Origin of the sequence: Microbacterium sp. S1037, assembly GCF_048381605.1 — a bacterium.
In the GTDB taxonomy this organism is placed as follows: domain Bacteria; phylum Actinomycetota; class Actinomycetes; order Actinomycetales; family Microbacteriaceae; genus Microbacterium; species Microbacterium testaceum_B.
The window spans coordinates 189,311-203,449 of sequence record NZ_JBLWIG010000003.1; the positions used below are offsets into that span (position 1 = coordinate 189,311).

Consider the following 14,139-nt stretch of genomic DNA (forward strand, 5'->3'; position numbering starts at 1 on the left):
CCTCATCGAACCGCCCCGTCTTCGGACGGGGCGGTTCGTCGTTCGCGCACGCGTACCGCGCCACAGGGTGAAATCCCCGGGATGCAGGTGTAGCTCCCCTCCGTGATGGGTGTTCGCACGCCGTCAGCCCCGGTAGCGTGGCGCCGGCGACGTACGTTCATCCACCGAACGGAACTCGCAATCTCGGTCGATGCACCTGCTGCTCGATGGCGCCGGAACGTTTACGTGAACGCGCGGAGCGGCGCGCCGATGAAAACAAAGACGCCCTCCGGAAGGGAGGGCGTCGGGCAGCGATCGTGACAATCAACCGCTGCTGTGGTGTCGTCCCAGAATATCACCGCAGGGAAGTGGAGGGGAGTGTGGAAGTCGCAGGAGCAGAACGGCTCATCGTCTACATCGATGGCTTCAACCTATACCACGGCCTGCACGACGCCGCTGGTAACCGGCTGCTGTGGCTCGACATCGTCAAGCTCGCGACAACTCTGCGGCCGCGGTCAGCTCTCGTTCAGGTCAAGTACTTCACCGCCATCGTTTTGAACGAACCCGACGCGCAGGCTCGTCAGGATCGGTACATCGACGCGCTCCGCAGCTTGTACCCGACCAGATTGACCGTGATCAAAGGCCAGTTTCAGGAGAAATCTCGGACCTGTCGATCGTGCGGGACGACCTGGACCAGCTACGAAGAGAAACAGACGGACGTGAACATCGCTGTACACCTCGTCGCCGACGTCGCCGCGAACAGGGCCGAGTCGTTCATGCTCATGACCGCCGACACCGACATCATCCCCGCCGTGAAGATGGCCTGGGGCGCGAACCCCGATGCGCACATCTTTGCTCATTTCCCCCCTCATCGCGGTTCAGACGCCATACGTCGTCTGATGCCCGCATCGCGGCGCACCACCCTTGCCCGTGTGCAGCAGTGCCTGCTTCCGGCGGTCGTGAAGTCTGAGGACGGCGCGATCTTCCGACGCCCGGAGAAATGGGACCCTTCGCCTGCCTCCGATGTCATCGCTCCTCCAGCTGCGGCTGACGCGCACGTGTGTCCGTCGCCTCCACGGCTGCCCCGTAGCTGAGGTCGCGCGAGTACCATCCCCCGATCGGCGGGGGCAACCCTCATGCTCGGATTCGCCCCGCCTCGTCAGGATGGAAGCCACGACGCCGGGCACGGACGCCCGCGCACCGAGGCGAGGGGGCCGGATGCGAAACCTGAGACGGATCGTGGCCGGGGCCTCGGCCCTCGCGCTCGCCGGTACGCTCGGCGCTTGTTCGGCGGGCGACGGGGTGCCGACCCTCACCTGGTACATCAACCCCGACGACGGCGGTCAGGCCGAGATCGCGGCATCCTGCACCGAAGCCGCCGACGGCGCGTACCGCATCGAGACCTCGCTTCTGCCGCGCGACGCCGCCTCGCAGCGCGAGCAGCTCGCGCGGCGCCTCGCAGCCAGTGACCGCTCGCTCGACATCATGAGCCTCGACCCTCCGTTCATCCCCGAGCTCGCCGAGCCCGGATTCCTCGCTCCGGTTCCCGACGAGCTGCAGGACACCGACGGGATCGTCGAGGGGGCGGTGCAGTCCGCCAGCTGGAACGGGGAGCTCGTGACGGTGCCGTTCTGGGCCAACACGCAGCTGCTCTGGTACCGCAAGTCGGTCGCCGAAGCCGCCGGTCTCGACATGACGCAGCCGGTCACGTGGGACCAGATCATGCAGGCCGCGGAAGACCAGAACAAGCAGCTCGGGGTGCAGGGCGCGCTCGCCGAGTCGCTCACGGTCTGGATCAACGCCCTCGTCGCCTCGGGTGGTGGCAAAGTCCTCGAGGATCCCGAGGCCAAGCCCGACGAGATGCAGCTGGGCCTCGAGTCCGACGCGGGCAAGAAGGCGGCCGAGATCATCGGGCGCATCGGCTCGTCGAACCTCGGCGGCCCGGGGCTGCCGACGGCCGACGAGAACGCGAGCATGAACCTCTTCCAGGGCGACAACGGATCGTTCATGGTCAACTGGCCGTTCGTCTACCCGGCCATGCAGGGCGCGGCACCTGAGGTCGTCGAGGACCTCGGCTGGGCGGTCTACCCCCGAGTGGATGCCGGGACCCCGGCCGCTCCTCCCGTCGGAGGGATCAACCTCGGCGTCGGTGCGTACAGCGAGCACACCGACCTGGCCTGGCAGGCCGTGAAATGCATCGTCAGCCCCGAGAACCAGGCGCAGTACTTCGTCACCAACGGCAACCCGCCCTCGAACCTCGCCGCGTACGACGACGCCGAGGTGAAAGACAAGTTCCCGATGGCCGACACCATCGCGGAGTCGTTGCAGCTCGGCGCGCCGCGACCCCAGACGCCGTACTACAACGAGATCTCGATCGGACTGCAGCGCACGTGGCATCCGCCGAACGCCGTGAACCCCGACACGACGCCGCAGACCTCGACCGACTTCATCCTCGCGGTGCTCAGAGGGGAGCGACTGCTGTGACCGATACGATCACCCGCGCCACGAGGCCCGAGCAGCCGGCGGAGCCCAAGAAGAAGCGGCGCTCCGACCGGGCCCGTGCCGAGGCGCGCCTCGGGTGGATGCTCGCCGGCCCTGCCTTCGGCATCATGCTCCTGGTCACGCTCTACCCGATCGTGCAGGCGCTGTGGGATTCGCTGTTCAGCCTGCGCCTCACCGCTCCCGACGACCGCGAGTTCATCTGGTTCCGCAACTACCAGGTGATCCTCGGCGATCCCGCGTTCTGGCAGTCGATGGGCGTGACGCTGTTCATCACGGTCGTCACCGTGCTGCTGGAACTCATCATCGGCTTCGGTTTCGCCCTCGTCATGCACCGGGCGATCAAGAAGCTCCGCGGTTTCGCCCGCACGGCGATCCTCGTGCCGTACGGCATCATCACGGTCGTCTCGGCGTTCGCGTTCTTCTACGCCTTCGACATCAACTCCGGCGGCTACGTGAACAGCTGGCTGTCGTGGATCCCCGGTTTCGACGAGAACCTCAACTGGTTCGCCTACCAGGGCACCTCGTTGACCGTGATCATCCTCAGCGAGGTCTGGAAGACGACGCCGTTCATCTCGCTGCTGCTGCTCTCGGGTCTCGCGCAGGTGCCGGGAGACCTCGAAGAGGCGGCGAAAGTCGATGGGGCGACCGGCTGGGAGGTGCTGCGCCGCGTCATCCTGCCGAACATGAAGGCCGCGATCATGGTCGCCGTGCTCTTCCGCACGCTCGAGGCGTTCCGCATCTTCGACAACATCTTCATCATGACCGCGGGTGCCAACGACACCGAGGCGCTGTCGCTGCTGGCCTACAACACCTCGATCGGGCGGCTGGAGATCGGCCTTGGCTCGGCGATCTCGGTGCTGCTCTTCCTCAGCGTCCTCATCATCGCGGGCATCTTCATCAAGGGCTTCAAGGTGGACCTTTCCGCAGGGAGGAATGGCTGATGCGTGCAATGACCTGGCCCCAGCGGATCATGTGGCTCGTGATCATCGCGGTCGTGCTGGTGTGGTCGCTCTTCCCGGTCTTCTCGATCCTCATGACGTCGTTCAAGACGCAGGCGGGCCTGTTCTCCGGCACGCTGCTGCCCACCGAATGGACGCTCGACAACTACGCCACGATCCTCGCGCCCGGCGGCAGCGCGCAGGACCTCTTCCTCCCGGCGCTGCGCAACTCGATCGGCATCTCGCTCATCGCGACGTTCGTCGCCGTCGTGCTGGCGACGCTGTGCGCGTACGCGATCGCGCGCCTCGACTTCCCGGGCAAGCGCATCATCCTCACCACGGCGCTCGCGGTGTCGGTGTTCCCGATCGTCTCGATCGTGACGCCCCTGTTCAACCTGTGGCGCGTGATCGGTCTCTACGACACGTGGCTCGGCCTGATCATCCCGTACCTGTCGCTCACGCTGCCGATCTCGATCTGGACGCTCGCGGCGTTCTTCCGGCAGATCCCGTGGGAGCTCGAGCAGGCGGCGCAGGTCGACGGGGCGACCCCGTTCGAGGCGTTCCGCAAGACGGTCGTCCCTCTCGCGGCCCCCGGCGTCTTCACCACCGCGATCATCGCGTTCTTCATCGCGTGGAACGACTTCGTCTACGGCATCTCCCTGACGTCGACGGATGCCGCCCGCCCGGTGCCCGCGGCCCTGTCGTTCTTCACCGGGGCTTCGCAGTTCGAAGAACCCACCGGCGCCATCTCGGCCGCCGCCATCGTGGTGACGATCCCCATCGTGATCGTCGTCGTCATCTTCCAGCGTCGGATCGTCTCGGGCCTGACCCAGGGCGCGGTCAAGGGTTAAAGGAGCAGCACGTCATGGCATCCATCACTCTGAACAGAATCGTCAAGACCTACGACGACGGTTTCACCGCGGTCAAGGGCGTCGACCTCGACATCGCCGACGGCGAGTTCGTGATCCTCGTCGGGCCCTCCGGCTGCGGCAAGTCGACGCTGCTGCGCATGATCGTCGGACTCGAAGACATCTCGGACGGGGAGCTCAAGATCGCCGATGAGGTGGTCAACGACAAGGCGCCGAAGGATCGCAACCTCGCGATGGTCTTCCAGAACTACGCGCTGTACCCGCACCTGACCGTGTACGAGAACATCGCGTTCCCGATGCGGCTGAAGTCGAGCGACCTCGACGACAAGGAGATCGACGAGCGCGTGCGCCGCGCCTCGAAGCTGCTCGAGCTCGACGAGCACCTGGAGCGCAAGCCCGCCAACCTCTCGGGCGGTCAGCGCCAGCGCGTCGCCATGGGCCGCGCGATCGTGCGCAACGCGAGCGCGTTCCTGTTCGACGAGCCGCTGTCGAACCTCGACGCGAAGCTACGCGGCCAGATGCGCACCGAGATCGCGCGCCTGCAGCGCTCGCTCGGCATCACCACCGTCTACGTCACGCACGACCAGACCGAGGCCATGACGCTCGGCGATCGGGTCGCGGTGCTGCGCCGCGGCGAGCTGCAGCAGGTCGCGAGCCCCCGGGGGCTCTACGACCAGCCGGTGAACCTCTTCGTGGCCGGATTCATCGGCTCGCCGCCGATGAACTTCCTCAGCGGGACCGTCGACGGCGACGTGCTGCGCCTCCCGATCGCCGACGTGCCGCTCGACGACCGGCTGCGCAAAGCCGTCGAGGGCCGAGACCTCGTCATCGTGGGCGTGCGCCCCGACGCCTTCGAGGACGCCGACTCGACCGAGCGCGATCTCACCGGCGGGGTCACGGCCGAGCTCGACATCGAGATGACCGAGTGGCTCGGCGAGGTGCTCTACGCCTACGTGCCATACGAAACCGACGCGACGGTGAAGGACAAGCTGTCGGAGCTCGACCGCGACCTCGACGGCGAGAGCTTGCGCACCGAGCTCGTCGTCGCCCTGGATGCCATGAGCTCGATCCGCGCCGGGGATGCCGCGCGCCTGTGGTTCTCACCCGACTCACTGCACCTTTTCGACCCGGAGACGGGCGTGAACCTGACGCGCGACGAGGCGAAGGCCGAGAAGCTCGAGGAGGACGCCCGCGCGGCGCGCAAGCGCGCGCTGGAGCGGGCGAAGGAGCGCGCCGCCCGAGAGGACGCGTCGGCGTCGCGCTGACCGGTGGCGGTGCCGCGCTGAGCGGCGGGCCGAACTCCTGAGATTTCGGGGCCCGCGGACTCTCCACGACACTCCCGACGCCGGGAGACGCCGTTCTCTCAGGAGTTTCGCCCGCGTCAGACGGTCGAGCCGACCTGTCCCACCCAGCTGTAGAACGCGACGAACGCGGTCGCGCCACCGAGGGTGACGAGACTGCCGAGAATCCCGGGTGTGATCCGCGGACGCGCAGCCGCGACGGTCGAGAGCACCAGGGCGACGCCGAGCACGAGCTGCGCCACCCAGTAGACCGGGCTCGTCGTCTCGCCGACGACCGTGAGACCGTACACGCCCTCGCCGATGAGGACCGCCGCGACGGGCGCCGCCGCGAACGGCTTCCACGAACCCGGCCCCCAGCGCAGGAGCGAGGCGGACAGGCCGATGACGGGACCGGCGAAGAGTCCGATGATCGTGAAGGTGTCCTGGAACGGTTCGGCGTAGTAATAGCCCCGCCAGCCGGAGACGATCCGGTACCCCTCGATGAGCAGCACGAACGACATGACGCCGAGAGCTGCGGCGAGCGGGGGCCGCGCCCGCGTCAGCCAGACGAGACCGAACGCGAGGATCGTCCAGCCGCCGGCCGAATTGGCGAACGACACGAGAGCCTCGGGGAGGACGCTCTGGCCGACGCTCGTGAGCCCGCCGAGGGCGATCGAGGCGGCGGCGACGGAGAGGGCGGGGACGAGCCAATGTCGGGGGTGCACATTCCCACGCTAGGAATCCGCGGACGCGCGGGCATCAGCCGAGGGAGGGCAGGAAGTCATCCTCGAGACGGATATCGCCGCCGTAGGCTGGGGCGATGGGGGAGTGGCATCCGGACATCCTCGGTGAGGGCTTCGAGCAGCAGACGCTGCCGCTCGGTGACGATGTCGACGGCGAGGTCGTCGCCACCCTCGTGCGGTCGCGGCCTCATCCCGGGGCCCGCCTGTTCGGTGAGCTGCGTGACACCGACGTCCTCTACGTGCACGGATGGTCGGACTACTTCTTCCAGACCGACCTCGCTCGCTTCTTCACCGACCGCGGTGCCCGCTTCTACGCCCTCGACCTCCGCAAGTACGGCCGCAGTCTGCGATCCGACCTCGCGCCCGGATACGTCGCGTCTCTCGACGTGTACGACGCCGACATCGCCGCGGCTCTGGATGCCATGGCCACCGTGCGCGAGGGGCGCCGGCTCGTGCTGCTCGGGCACAGCACCGGCGGACTGACGCTCACGCTCTGGGCGGCTCGGCACCCCGGGGTCGCCGACGCGCTCATCCTGAACAGTCCCTGGCTCGAACTGCAGCTCGGGCCCCTCGGGAGGCAGGCCCTCGCCCCGCTCGTCAACGCTCGCGCGCGGTTCGACCCCCTCGGCACGCACCCGGTCGTCGACCTCGGCTTCTACACCCGCGCGCAGCGCGATCTCGGGACGCTTCCCGACAGCCCCAAGGGCTGGCGCCCCGCCCAAGGCTTCCCCACCCACCCGGGCTGGTTGGCCGCCATCATCGCGGGGCACGCGCGGGTGGCATCCGGTCTCGATGTCGGCTGCCCGACCCTCGTGCTGCTGTCGGCCCGCTCGACGGTGGCGTTGAGCTGGAGCGACGCGATGCGCGAGACCGACTCGGTACTGGTCGTCGACGACATCGCTCGGGCGGCGACCCGCATCGCCCGTACGGTCACGATCTCCCGCGTCGAGGGGGCCCTCCACGACGTGTTCCTGTCGGCACCCGAGGCGAGGGATGCCGCGTACGCGGCGCTCGAGCGAGGGCTTCGTAGCGTGACGCCCTAAATCCCGTCGGCGCAGGCTCGAGAGTCAGGAGGTCACAGCCAGCGAGCTCCGATACTCAGGCGCTGCAGGGTCGAGGGTGTACTCGAGGACCTCAACATTGTGCTCACGTAGGGCGTCCAGGACCTGTTCGGGCGTGGCTCGGAAGTACTCGCGGCGGAGGTTGACTTTGTTCAACCGCTGAGCCGAGAAGTGTGCATGCAGAGTGGCCTCGATCGACACCGCATCGTCCGCGAAGAACAGAGCATGCACATCAAACCGGAATGGCACCGACGCGTCCCCCAGCTCATTGACTCGATCCATGGGGTCGAGACGCCTCGTGAGTCCGATCTTGACGACTTCCGGTCCGAATGCACCAATGTTGCTGATCACGTACACATAACCCGCTCTGATGTTCGCTGCGCGGTAGTCGACGTTGTCGATCGCGTGGTCGACGTCCGCGAGTCTCTCTCGAAGCCGATCTGCTCCGTCGATATCGCCCTTCGCTTCGAGGGCTGCGAGAGCATTCAGGTAGTGCGATCGCTCCTTCTGCAGGCGTTCTTTCTCCCGCGCCAGTTCCTGTTCTGCTTTCTTCTGCTCTCGAAGCTCCTCCCGTCGTGCTCTCTCCATCTCTTTCTCCACCTGCAGAGCTTGGAAGTGCCGACTGGTGAGTTCCAGTTCTTTCAGGCGGAGTCTGTGATAAGGGCCCGTGATGCGGAGATCAATCATCGTGCCGAGTCGCTCCACCTGGGTGACGACGGTGGAAAGTCGCTTCCTCGCGGCCTCCAGGTTGCCGGCCTTGACCGTCTTGACACAGTTTTCTGCCTCGGCATTGTAGGCGCGAAGCAAAAGCTTCGACATGTCGGCAACGAACTTGCGACCTTTCGCGGTGCTGTTGTTGAAGACGAAGTTCGACGATGCAACGGTGGCTTGGCTGGTTCGTACCAAGCGCTTGATCTCAGTGCGAACCGACTCCAGCTCCGTGGCGAGGGCCACCGACGACTCTGCGGCATTCTCGAAGTCGAACAGTCCGAACTCCTGGAGCTGCACCGAGTTACGTAGATCGACGATCTCGTCCGCGACCGCCGCTCGTTCGGCTATCGCTCTCGTCGTTTCGGCCCGAAGGTTCGAGAGATCGTTTTGTGCGGAACGGATCTCGGCCTGAATTGCTGCTTTCTGAGCGTCCAGCTCGGCGAGTTCGTTGAGACCATACCTGTCGATAAGTGACGCGAGGCGATCGTTCTCGGAGAGAAGCTCCTCCGCGTGCTTCTTCGCACCGAAGAACGAGATCTTGCGTGCGGCCGGGGTGACTTGCCCTGGCATATCCACCGGCGGGGTCGCAGATGTCAGGGGTGCCGGTGCAGAAACGGACACATCAGTCGGTGCATCGACGGCTCCGGGTATCTGTCCGAAATCGGGAACCTCAAGGGGTGCAGATACTTCGTCCTCACGCCGTTGACGTTCCCGCACTTCTCGCCGCGAAAGCGGCATCGACTCGGTCGGCGTAGGTTCCGAGGTAGATGCGTCGGAAGCCGGGTCCGCGTCCTGCGGCATCCGCTCCAGCGGGTCGATTCCCTGAACCCCCGCAGAGAAGACGTGCTCTGTCCAGCGAGTCCCGTCCCACTAGCGACGCTCGTGCCGGTGTGCCGGATCCGGGAACCAGTCGGCTTGCGGGTTCGTGGTGCTCATTGCTTCTCTTCCCTCGGATTGATACCTCAATATGTCGCACGCAGAGCCTCGTTCTCTAGGGTCGTTAGCAAGGCGTGAGCAGGTAGCGTCGTGCTGTTGGGCACATACACGCCTGATCGAAGGAGCCCCATGACCCCCACCGCCGCCTCGGCCACCGAGCGCTACCGCGCCGCCCGCGACGAACTCCTCGCGGCCAGGACCGACCCCGACCGCGCGGCGGCGTTCACCTGGCCACGGTTCGAGGGACCCTTCAACTGGGCGATCGACTGGTTCGACCCGATGGCGCGCGGCAACGACACTCCGGCTCTGATCGTCGTCGACGATGACGGCACCCACCACCAGCGCACCTTCGATGAGCTCGCCCGCCGATCGGATCAGGTGGCCGCGTGGTTGGCATCCCGAGGCGTCCGTCGCGGAGACGCGGTGCTGCTCATGCTCGGCAACCAGGTCGAGCTGTGGGAGGCGATGCTCGGCATCATGAAGCTCGGCGGCGTGATCGCGCCGACGACGACCGCTCTCGGCGCCGGCGACCTCGCCGATCGGATCGAGCGGGCCGAGATCCGGCACGTCATCGTCGGAGCCTCGGATGCCGAGAAGTTCGACGACCTGCCCGAAGGTCTGGGCCGCATCGTGGTGGGCGGTCAGCACGCGGGATGGGCCGCGTACGACGACGCGTTCCTCGCCGAGGCGGACCCCGCGCGGCACCCGGGGACCGTCGCCGACGACCGCCTGCTGCTCTACTTCACGTCGGGGACCACGTCGAAGCCGAAGCTCGTCGAGCACACGCACGCGTCGTATCCCGTGGGACACCTCTCGACGATGTATTGGCTAGGTCTCCAACCCGGCGACGTGCACCTCGCCATCAGTTCGCCGGGGTGGGCGAAGCACGCGTGGAGTCTCTTCTTCGCGCCGTGGATCGCCGGGGCCACCGTGCTCGCCTTCAACTACTCTCGCTTCTCGGCCGAGCGTCTGCTCGACGAGCTCGAGCGCGACCGGGTCACGACGTTCTGCGCTCCGCCGACGGTGTGGCGCATGCTGATCCAGGCCGACCTCACCGGGCGGCGGGGGGCGCTGCGCGAGGTCGTCTCGGCGGGGGAGCCGCTCAACCCCGAGGTCATCGCGACCGTGCAGCGCGCGTGGGGACTCGATATCCGCGACGGCTACGGTCAGACCGAGATGACCGCCGTCGTCGCCAACACCCCGGGTGCCCAGCTCGTCCCCGGGTCGATGGGGCGCCCGTTGCCCGGTTGCCCCGTCGTGTTGATCGATCCCGTGACCGGAGAGTCGGCCGACGAGGGCGAGATCTGCCTCGACCTGTCGGTGCGACCGCTCAACCTCATGACCGGGTACGTCGGCGATCCCGAGCGCAACGCCGAGTCCACCGCGAACGGGCTGTTCCACACGGGTGATGTGGCGCGCCGCGACGACCTCGGGACGATCACGTACATCGGGCGGACTGACGACGTCTTCAAGTCCTCGGACTACAAGATCAGCCCGTTCGAACTCGAGAGCGTGCTCATCGAACACCCCGCCGTGGTCGAGGCGGCCGTCGTTCCCGCCCCCGACGACCTGCGTCTCTCGGTGCCCAAGGCCTATGTCGTGCTCGCCGCGGGCTTCGAGGCCGGCGAAGAGGTCGCGATCGACATCCTCCGCTACGCCCGCGAGAAGCTCGCCCCGTTCCAGCGGCTGCGCCGCGTCGAGTTCCTCGAACTGCCGAAGACGATCTCGGGCAAAATCCGCCGCGTCGAACTGCGTCAACGCGAGGAGGCCGCGGTGCGCGGGGAGGTCACCCCGGTGGAGTGGCGCGACGACACGCTCCGGGGATGACCCGGCGCGCGTGGACCATCGCGGCGTCGCTCGTCGGCGTCGCCGCGGTCGTCGCCGCGTCCCTCGTGCTCTCGCACGGGGCGACACCGGATGCCATGCCCTCCGCATCCGCGACGGCACCGTCCGCGACTCCCACGCGCACCTCGTCGCCGCGTCCCTCGCCGTCGATGACGCCCACGCCGTCCCCAACACCGTCCACGTCGACCTCGGGGCTGTTGCGGATCCCGCGCGACGCGAAGGGCAACGCGCGCGTGCTCGTCACGGGTGACTCGCTCGCGGCCGGATTCTTCGCCTCCACCGAGGCGCAGGGCTTCTCGTCCCTCGTCACGGGAGCATTGGGGCGTGTCACGCCGACGACGGTGTCGCGCGCGCATCAAACCCTCTCGACGGTCGCGGGTGTCACCGAGGTCCCGCCCGACCTCGATCTGGCTGTGATCGAGCTGGGGACCAACGATGTCGGCATCCCGACCCCGCTCGCGGACTTCGAAGCGCAGTACGGCGATCTGCTGGGGCGGATCCGGACGTCGTCGCCGGACGCTGCCCTCGTCTGCCTCGGCACCTGGACCGCCGACGGTGCGGCCTACGACGAGACGATCGCGCGTGTCTGCGCGGCGAACGCCGGACGATACGTCTCGCTCGCGGGGCTGTTCGCCCTGCCCGAGCTGCACGGTCCGGACGGCCGGGACACCTTCGCCGGACCGGGGGACGACTTCCACCCCAACGACGCGGGACACCGAGCGATCGCCGACGCCGTTCTCGCGGTCCTCGCGCGCTGATGGTTGCGCACGGCGCCTCCGGTGCTGAGAATCGCGTGGTGAGCGAGATCCTGGATGCCGGTCCCTTCTTCCACGGAACGAAAGCCGCCCTGCGGGTCGGTGACCTGCTGACCCCGGGCTTCCGATCGAACTATCGGCCCGAGATCGTGATGAATCACGTGTACTTCACCTCGCGTCTCGACGGGGCGGGGCTGGCCGCCGAGATCATTCCGGGGGACGGACCCCCGCGCGTGTACGAGGTCGAGCCGACGGGAGAGTTCGAGGACGACCCGAACGTCACCGACAAGAAGTTTCCCGGCAACCCGACGCGGTCATTCCGCAGCGCCGCACCGTTGCGGATCGTCGCCGAGCGCGACGACTGGACCCGCTTGACCCCCGAGGCTCTCGAGGCGTGGCGGCGACGCCTGACCGAGATGCGCGACGAGAGAGCCGAGATCATCAACTGACCGCGCGGTTCACACCGGCTCGGTCGTGCGGATCAGTCCGCAGTTCACACACGACCACGCGACGAGGAAGCGTTCGTCGTCGAGGATCTCGAACGACAGCGGATCTCCGCACGTGGGGCACCGGCGCGGATCGGGAGTGCGCTGACGCATGACACTCAGGCTACGCGCGGTGTCGCACGAGTGGGTCGATAGGCTCGGGGGATGCCGGACGCCCCTCGCCCCTCCGACGCGCGGACGCTCCACGTCGTGGCGCTGGTGCTGGCGGTTCTGTCGGTCGTGGCGTTCTTCACCCTGACCGGCGGGGTGATCGACTACCTGATCATGATCGCGTGCGCGGGAGCGGCGGTGTTCTTCGCCATCAGGGGAGTGCTCCGCCCCGGGACGCTCCGGTGGGTCGTGCTCGCCGCCGAGATCGTGTCGACGCTCATGCTCGTGACGTCGCTCGGTCTGCTCGTCATCCGCGTGACGCGGGTGCTGACGTCCGACGCCCCGTTCTAACGGGCGTAGGTGACGTGGATGACGCCGCTCTCGGCGACCTCCGACGTCACGGCGTAGCGCTGGTCGAGGCCGCGCAGGCCGTCCCACAGGCGGTCTCCCTGTCCGAGGATCACCGGGCGGACGGCGACGTGCAGGCGGTCGACGAGATCGGCCTCGAGCGCGGACCGAACGGTGGACAGCCCGCCGCCGATCCGGACATCCGCATCACCGGCGAGTTCGCGAGCTCGGGCCACGGCATCCGTGATGTCGTCTGACGTGAACTCGAACCGCGTCCCGTTGTCGAACGTGATCGGTGCGCGCTCCCGGTGGGTCAGAACGAGGACGGGAACGCGGAACGGCGGCTCGTCTCCCCACCAGCCACGCCAGTCGGGATCGTCGGGGAACGAGTGGAGTCCGAACATCGCCGCGCCCATCACCTCAGCGCCGATGCCCTGGAAGTACGCCGCGGCGTAGCGGTCGTCGACCCCGGTGGTGCCGGCGCCCGAGGTGTCGCCGAAGACGCGGGCGCGGAACGTCCGCGTCGCCATGTAGTCCTCGACGAGCCGGCCCCAGTCCTCGCCCATCGGATTCTCGGGCGTCGGGTCGGCGGGCGCCGCGACTCCGTCGAGCGAGATGTTCAGATCGACGCGGACGGCCATGGCATCCCCTTTGCGGAACCGGTCAGTGATGATGCGTGAATCGTACGCCGGTGGCCCTTTCCCGCCGAAAGGGGGACAGACATCGGCCATGCTCCGCCGTACGGTGGATCCCTTACTCGCTTCGACGACGCAGCGCTCCCCGCACGATCTGACCGTTCAGGAGCACCGATGTCTCGCCCACGCACTGTCACCCACGCGTACCGAATGCCGGGCGGGTGGGAGAAGATCGATCGGCAGGCTCTCACCGCCGACCACGCGGAGGCGCTTCGCGGCGAGGGTTTCACTCTCGTCCGCGCTCGCCGCGGCTGGTCCGATACGCGGGAGATCTCGCTCAGCCTCTTCCTGGCGAAACACGGCTAGACCGAGCGGCTCCGTGCCCCCGCGCGAGTCGCCGAATCGGGCAGTACCCGGCGGCGGCGAGCTGACGGCTTCTGGTGGCCGACTGGTCGGCCCCGCTGCGCATGCTGCACCGCGTCCAACTACCATGGAGGCATGACCCCGCGAGACAGGCCGACTCTCGCCGATATGACGTCGTGGGTTCATCACTACGACGAGCACATCGCTGCCACGCCGGCTCGAGTGGTCGCGCACGGCGATCCTACGCAGGAGGGCCCGGGGATCGTTCTTGTCTATCTGAAGTACGCGCCCGCAGCCGTTTACCTCCAACTCAACGCGAACGGCAAGTGGGCGGCCACCCTCACCGAGCGCACCGACGAGCTGACGGGCACGTCACTCGATCTCATCGGTCTCGGAGAGGAAGTCACGGCCGCGGGGCGGCTGTGCGCGTACCTGCAGGAACGCACGGACGCACTCGTCTGAGCCCGCTGCTCCTCGGCACACTCACCTGCCGACCTCGCTGCTCGCGGGCACGAGATGCGACGTGGCATCCGCCGCGGCTGCAGTCGTCGTTCACGCTGAACACGTACGCCCACCTG

16 protein-coding genes are annotated in these 14,139 nt (G+C 67.5%); 12 read left to right on the forward strand and 4 right to left on the reverse strand.

The annotated features are described in order from the left end of the window. The first annotated feature begins 296 nt into the window (after positions 1 to 296). From ACMW4R_RS15925 to ACMW4R_RS15945, 5 genes are all read left to right on the forward strand, one after another. Complete coding sequence (locus ACMW4R_RS15925; protein ID WP_418300383.1) at positions 297 to 1,073, forward strand: NYN domain-containing protein; 777 nt, start codon at positions 297 to 299, stop codon at positions 1,071 to 1,073. Positions 1,074 to 1,197: 124 nt separating this feature from the next. Continuing rightward, the gene (locus tag ACMW4R_RS15930; protein WP_418300384.1) at positions 1,198 to 2,463 is read left to right on the forward strand and encodes a sugar ABC transporter substrate-binding protein; all 1,266 of its coding nucleotides are present in this window, start codon (positions 1,198 to 1,200) and stop codon (positions 2,461 to 2,463) included. Next, positions 2,460 to 3,422: a carbohydrate ABC transporter permease gene (locus tag ACMW4R_RS15935; RefSeq protein WP_418300385.1), complete on the forward strand. Its 963-nt coding sequence runs from the start codon at positions 2,460 to 2,462 to the stop codon at positions 3,420 to 3,422. The genes ACMW4R_RS15930 and ACMW4R_RS15935 overlap by 4 nt, the downstream gene beginning before the upstream one ends. Then, the gene (locus ACMW4R_RS15940) at positions 3,422 to 4,270 is read left to right on the forward strand and encodes a carbohydrate ABC transporter permease (protein WP_058596867.1); all 849 of its coding nucleotides are present in this window, start codon (positions 3,422 to 3,424) and stop codon (positions 4,268 to 4,270) included. Before ACMW4R_RS15935 ends, ACMW4R_RS15940 begins: the two co-directional genes overlap by 1 nt. Positions 4,271 to 4,284: 14 nt before the next feature. Then, the gene (locus ACMW4R_RS15945; RefSeq protein ID WP_058596868.1) at positions 4,285 to 5,553 is read left to right on the forward strand and encodes an ABC transporter ATP-binding protein; all 1,269 of its coding nucleotides are present in this window, start codon (positions 4,285 to 4,287) and stop codon (positions 5,551 to 5,553) included. A gap of 116 nt (positions 5,554 to 5,669) precedes the next feature. On the opposite strand, the gene ACMW4R_RS15950 is transcribed toward ACMW4R_RS15945, so the two are convergent. Beyond that, positions 5,670 to 6,293, reverse strand: coding sequence for a DUF6518 family protein (locus ACMW4R_RS15950; protein ID WP_418300386.1), 624 nt, complete (start codon positions 6,291 to 6,293; stop codon positions 5,670 to 5,672). 95 nt (positions 6,294 to 6,388) lie between these two features. Here ACMW4R_RS15950 and ACMW4R_RS15955 point away from each other — a divergent pair, with 95 nt between their 5' ends. Then, a complete protein-coding gene (locus tag ACMW4R_RS15955) occupies positions 6,389 to 7,354 on the forward strand; it encodes an alpha/beta hydrolase (RefSeq protein ID WP_418300387.1) in 966 nt (321 codons plus the stop codon). A 24-nt stretch (positions 7,355 to 7,378) separates the two neighbouring features. Here ACMW4R_RS15955 and ACMW4R_RS15960 read toward each other — a convergent pair whose 3' ends face one another. After that, complete coding sequence (locus ACMW4R_RS15960) at positions 7,379 to 8,884, reverse strand: DUF4041 domain-containing protein (RefSeq protein ID WP_418300388.1); 1,506 nt, start codon at positions 8,882 to 8,884, stop codon at positions 7,379 to 7,381. A 264-nt stretch (positions 8,885 to 9,148) separates the two neighbouring features. Between ACMW4R_RS15960 and ACMW4R_RS15965 the strand changes: the two genes are divergently transcribed. From ACMW4R_RS15965 to arr, 3 genes are read left to right on the forward strand one after another with little or no spacing between them, the layout of a single operon-like run. Then, complete coding sequence (locus ACMW4R_RS15965) at positions 9,149 to 10,846, forward strand: AMP-binding protein (protein WP_418300389.1); 1,698 nt, start codon at positions 9,149 to 9,151, stop codon at positions 10,844 to 10,846. After that, positions 10,843 to 11,622, forward strand: a complete 780-nt coding sequence (locus tag ACMW4R_RS15970) for an SGNH/GDSL hydrolase family protein (protein WP_418300390.1) — start codon at positions 10,843 to 10,845, stop codon at positions 11,620 to 11,622. The genes ACMW4R_RS15965 and ACMW4R_RS15970 overlap by 4 nt, the downstream gene beginning before the upstream one ends. Beyond that, the gene (arr, locus tag ACMW4R_RS15975; protein WP_418300391.1) at positions 11,622 to 12,068 is read left to right on the forward strand and encodes an NAD(+)--rifampin ADP-ribosyltransferase; all 447 of its coding nucleotides are present in this window, start codon (positions 11,622 to 11,624) and stop codon (positions 12,066 to 12,068) included. Before ACMW4R_RS15970 ends, arr begins: the two co-directional genes overlap by 1 nt. Positions 12,069 to 12,077: 9 nt before the next feature. On the opposite strand, the gene ACMW4R_RS15980 is transcribed toward arr, so the two are convergent. Beyond that, positions 12,078 to 12,218 (reverse strand): hypothetical protein, encoded by a 141-nt coding sequence (locus ACMW4R_RS15980; protein WP_167539374.1) that lies wholly within the window; start codon positions 12,216 to 12,218, stop codon positions 12,078 to 12,080. 51 nt (positions 12,219 to 12,269) lie between these two features. Between ACMW4R_RS15980 and ACMW4R_RS15985 the strand changes: the two genes are divergently transcribed. Further along, the gene (locus ACMW4R_RS15985; RefSeq protein ID WP_418300392.1) at positions 12,270 to 12,566 is read left to right on the forward strand and encodes a hypothetical protein; all 297 of its coding nucleotides are present in this window, start codon (positions 12,270 to 12,272) and stop codon (positions 12,564 to 12,566) included. Here the strand turns inward: ACMW4R_RS15985 and ACMW4R_RS15990 are convergent. After that, complete coding sequence (locus ACMW4R_RS15990) at positions 12,563 to 13,204, reverse strand: dihydrofolate reductase family protein (protein WP_418300393.1); 642 nt, start codon at positions 13,202 to 13,204, stop codon at positions 12,563 to 12,565. The genes ACMW4R_RS15985 and ACMW4R_RS15990 overlap by 4 nt on opposite strands. 168 nt (positions 13,205 to 13,372) lie before the next feature. Between ACMW4R_RS15990 and ACMW4R_RS15995 the strand changes: the two genes are divergently transcribed. Together ACMW4R_RS15995 and ACMW4R_RS16000 are read left to right on the forward strand one after the other, a co-directional pair. Then, entirely contained in the window at positions 13,373 to 13,564 is a 192-nt protein-coding gene (locus ACMW4R_RS15995) for an alternative tryptophan synthase beta-subunit (RefSeq protein WP_081317381.1), read from the forward strand. Between the two features lie 132 nt (positions 13,565 to 13,696). Continuing rightward, positions 13,697 to 14,023: a hypothetical protein gene (locus ACMW4R_RS16000; RefSeq protein WP_153003342.1), complete on the forward strand. Its 327-nt coding sequence runs from the start codon at positions 13,697 to 13,699 to the stop codon at positions 14,021 to 14,023. The last annotated feature ends 116 nt before the right edge of the window (positions 14,024 to 14,139 follow it).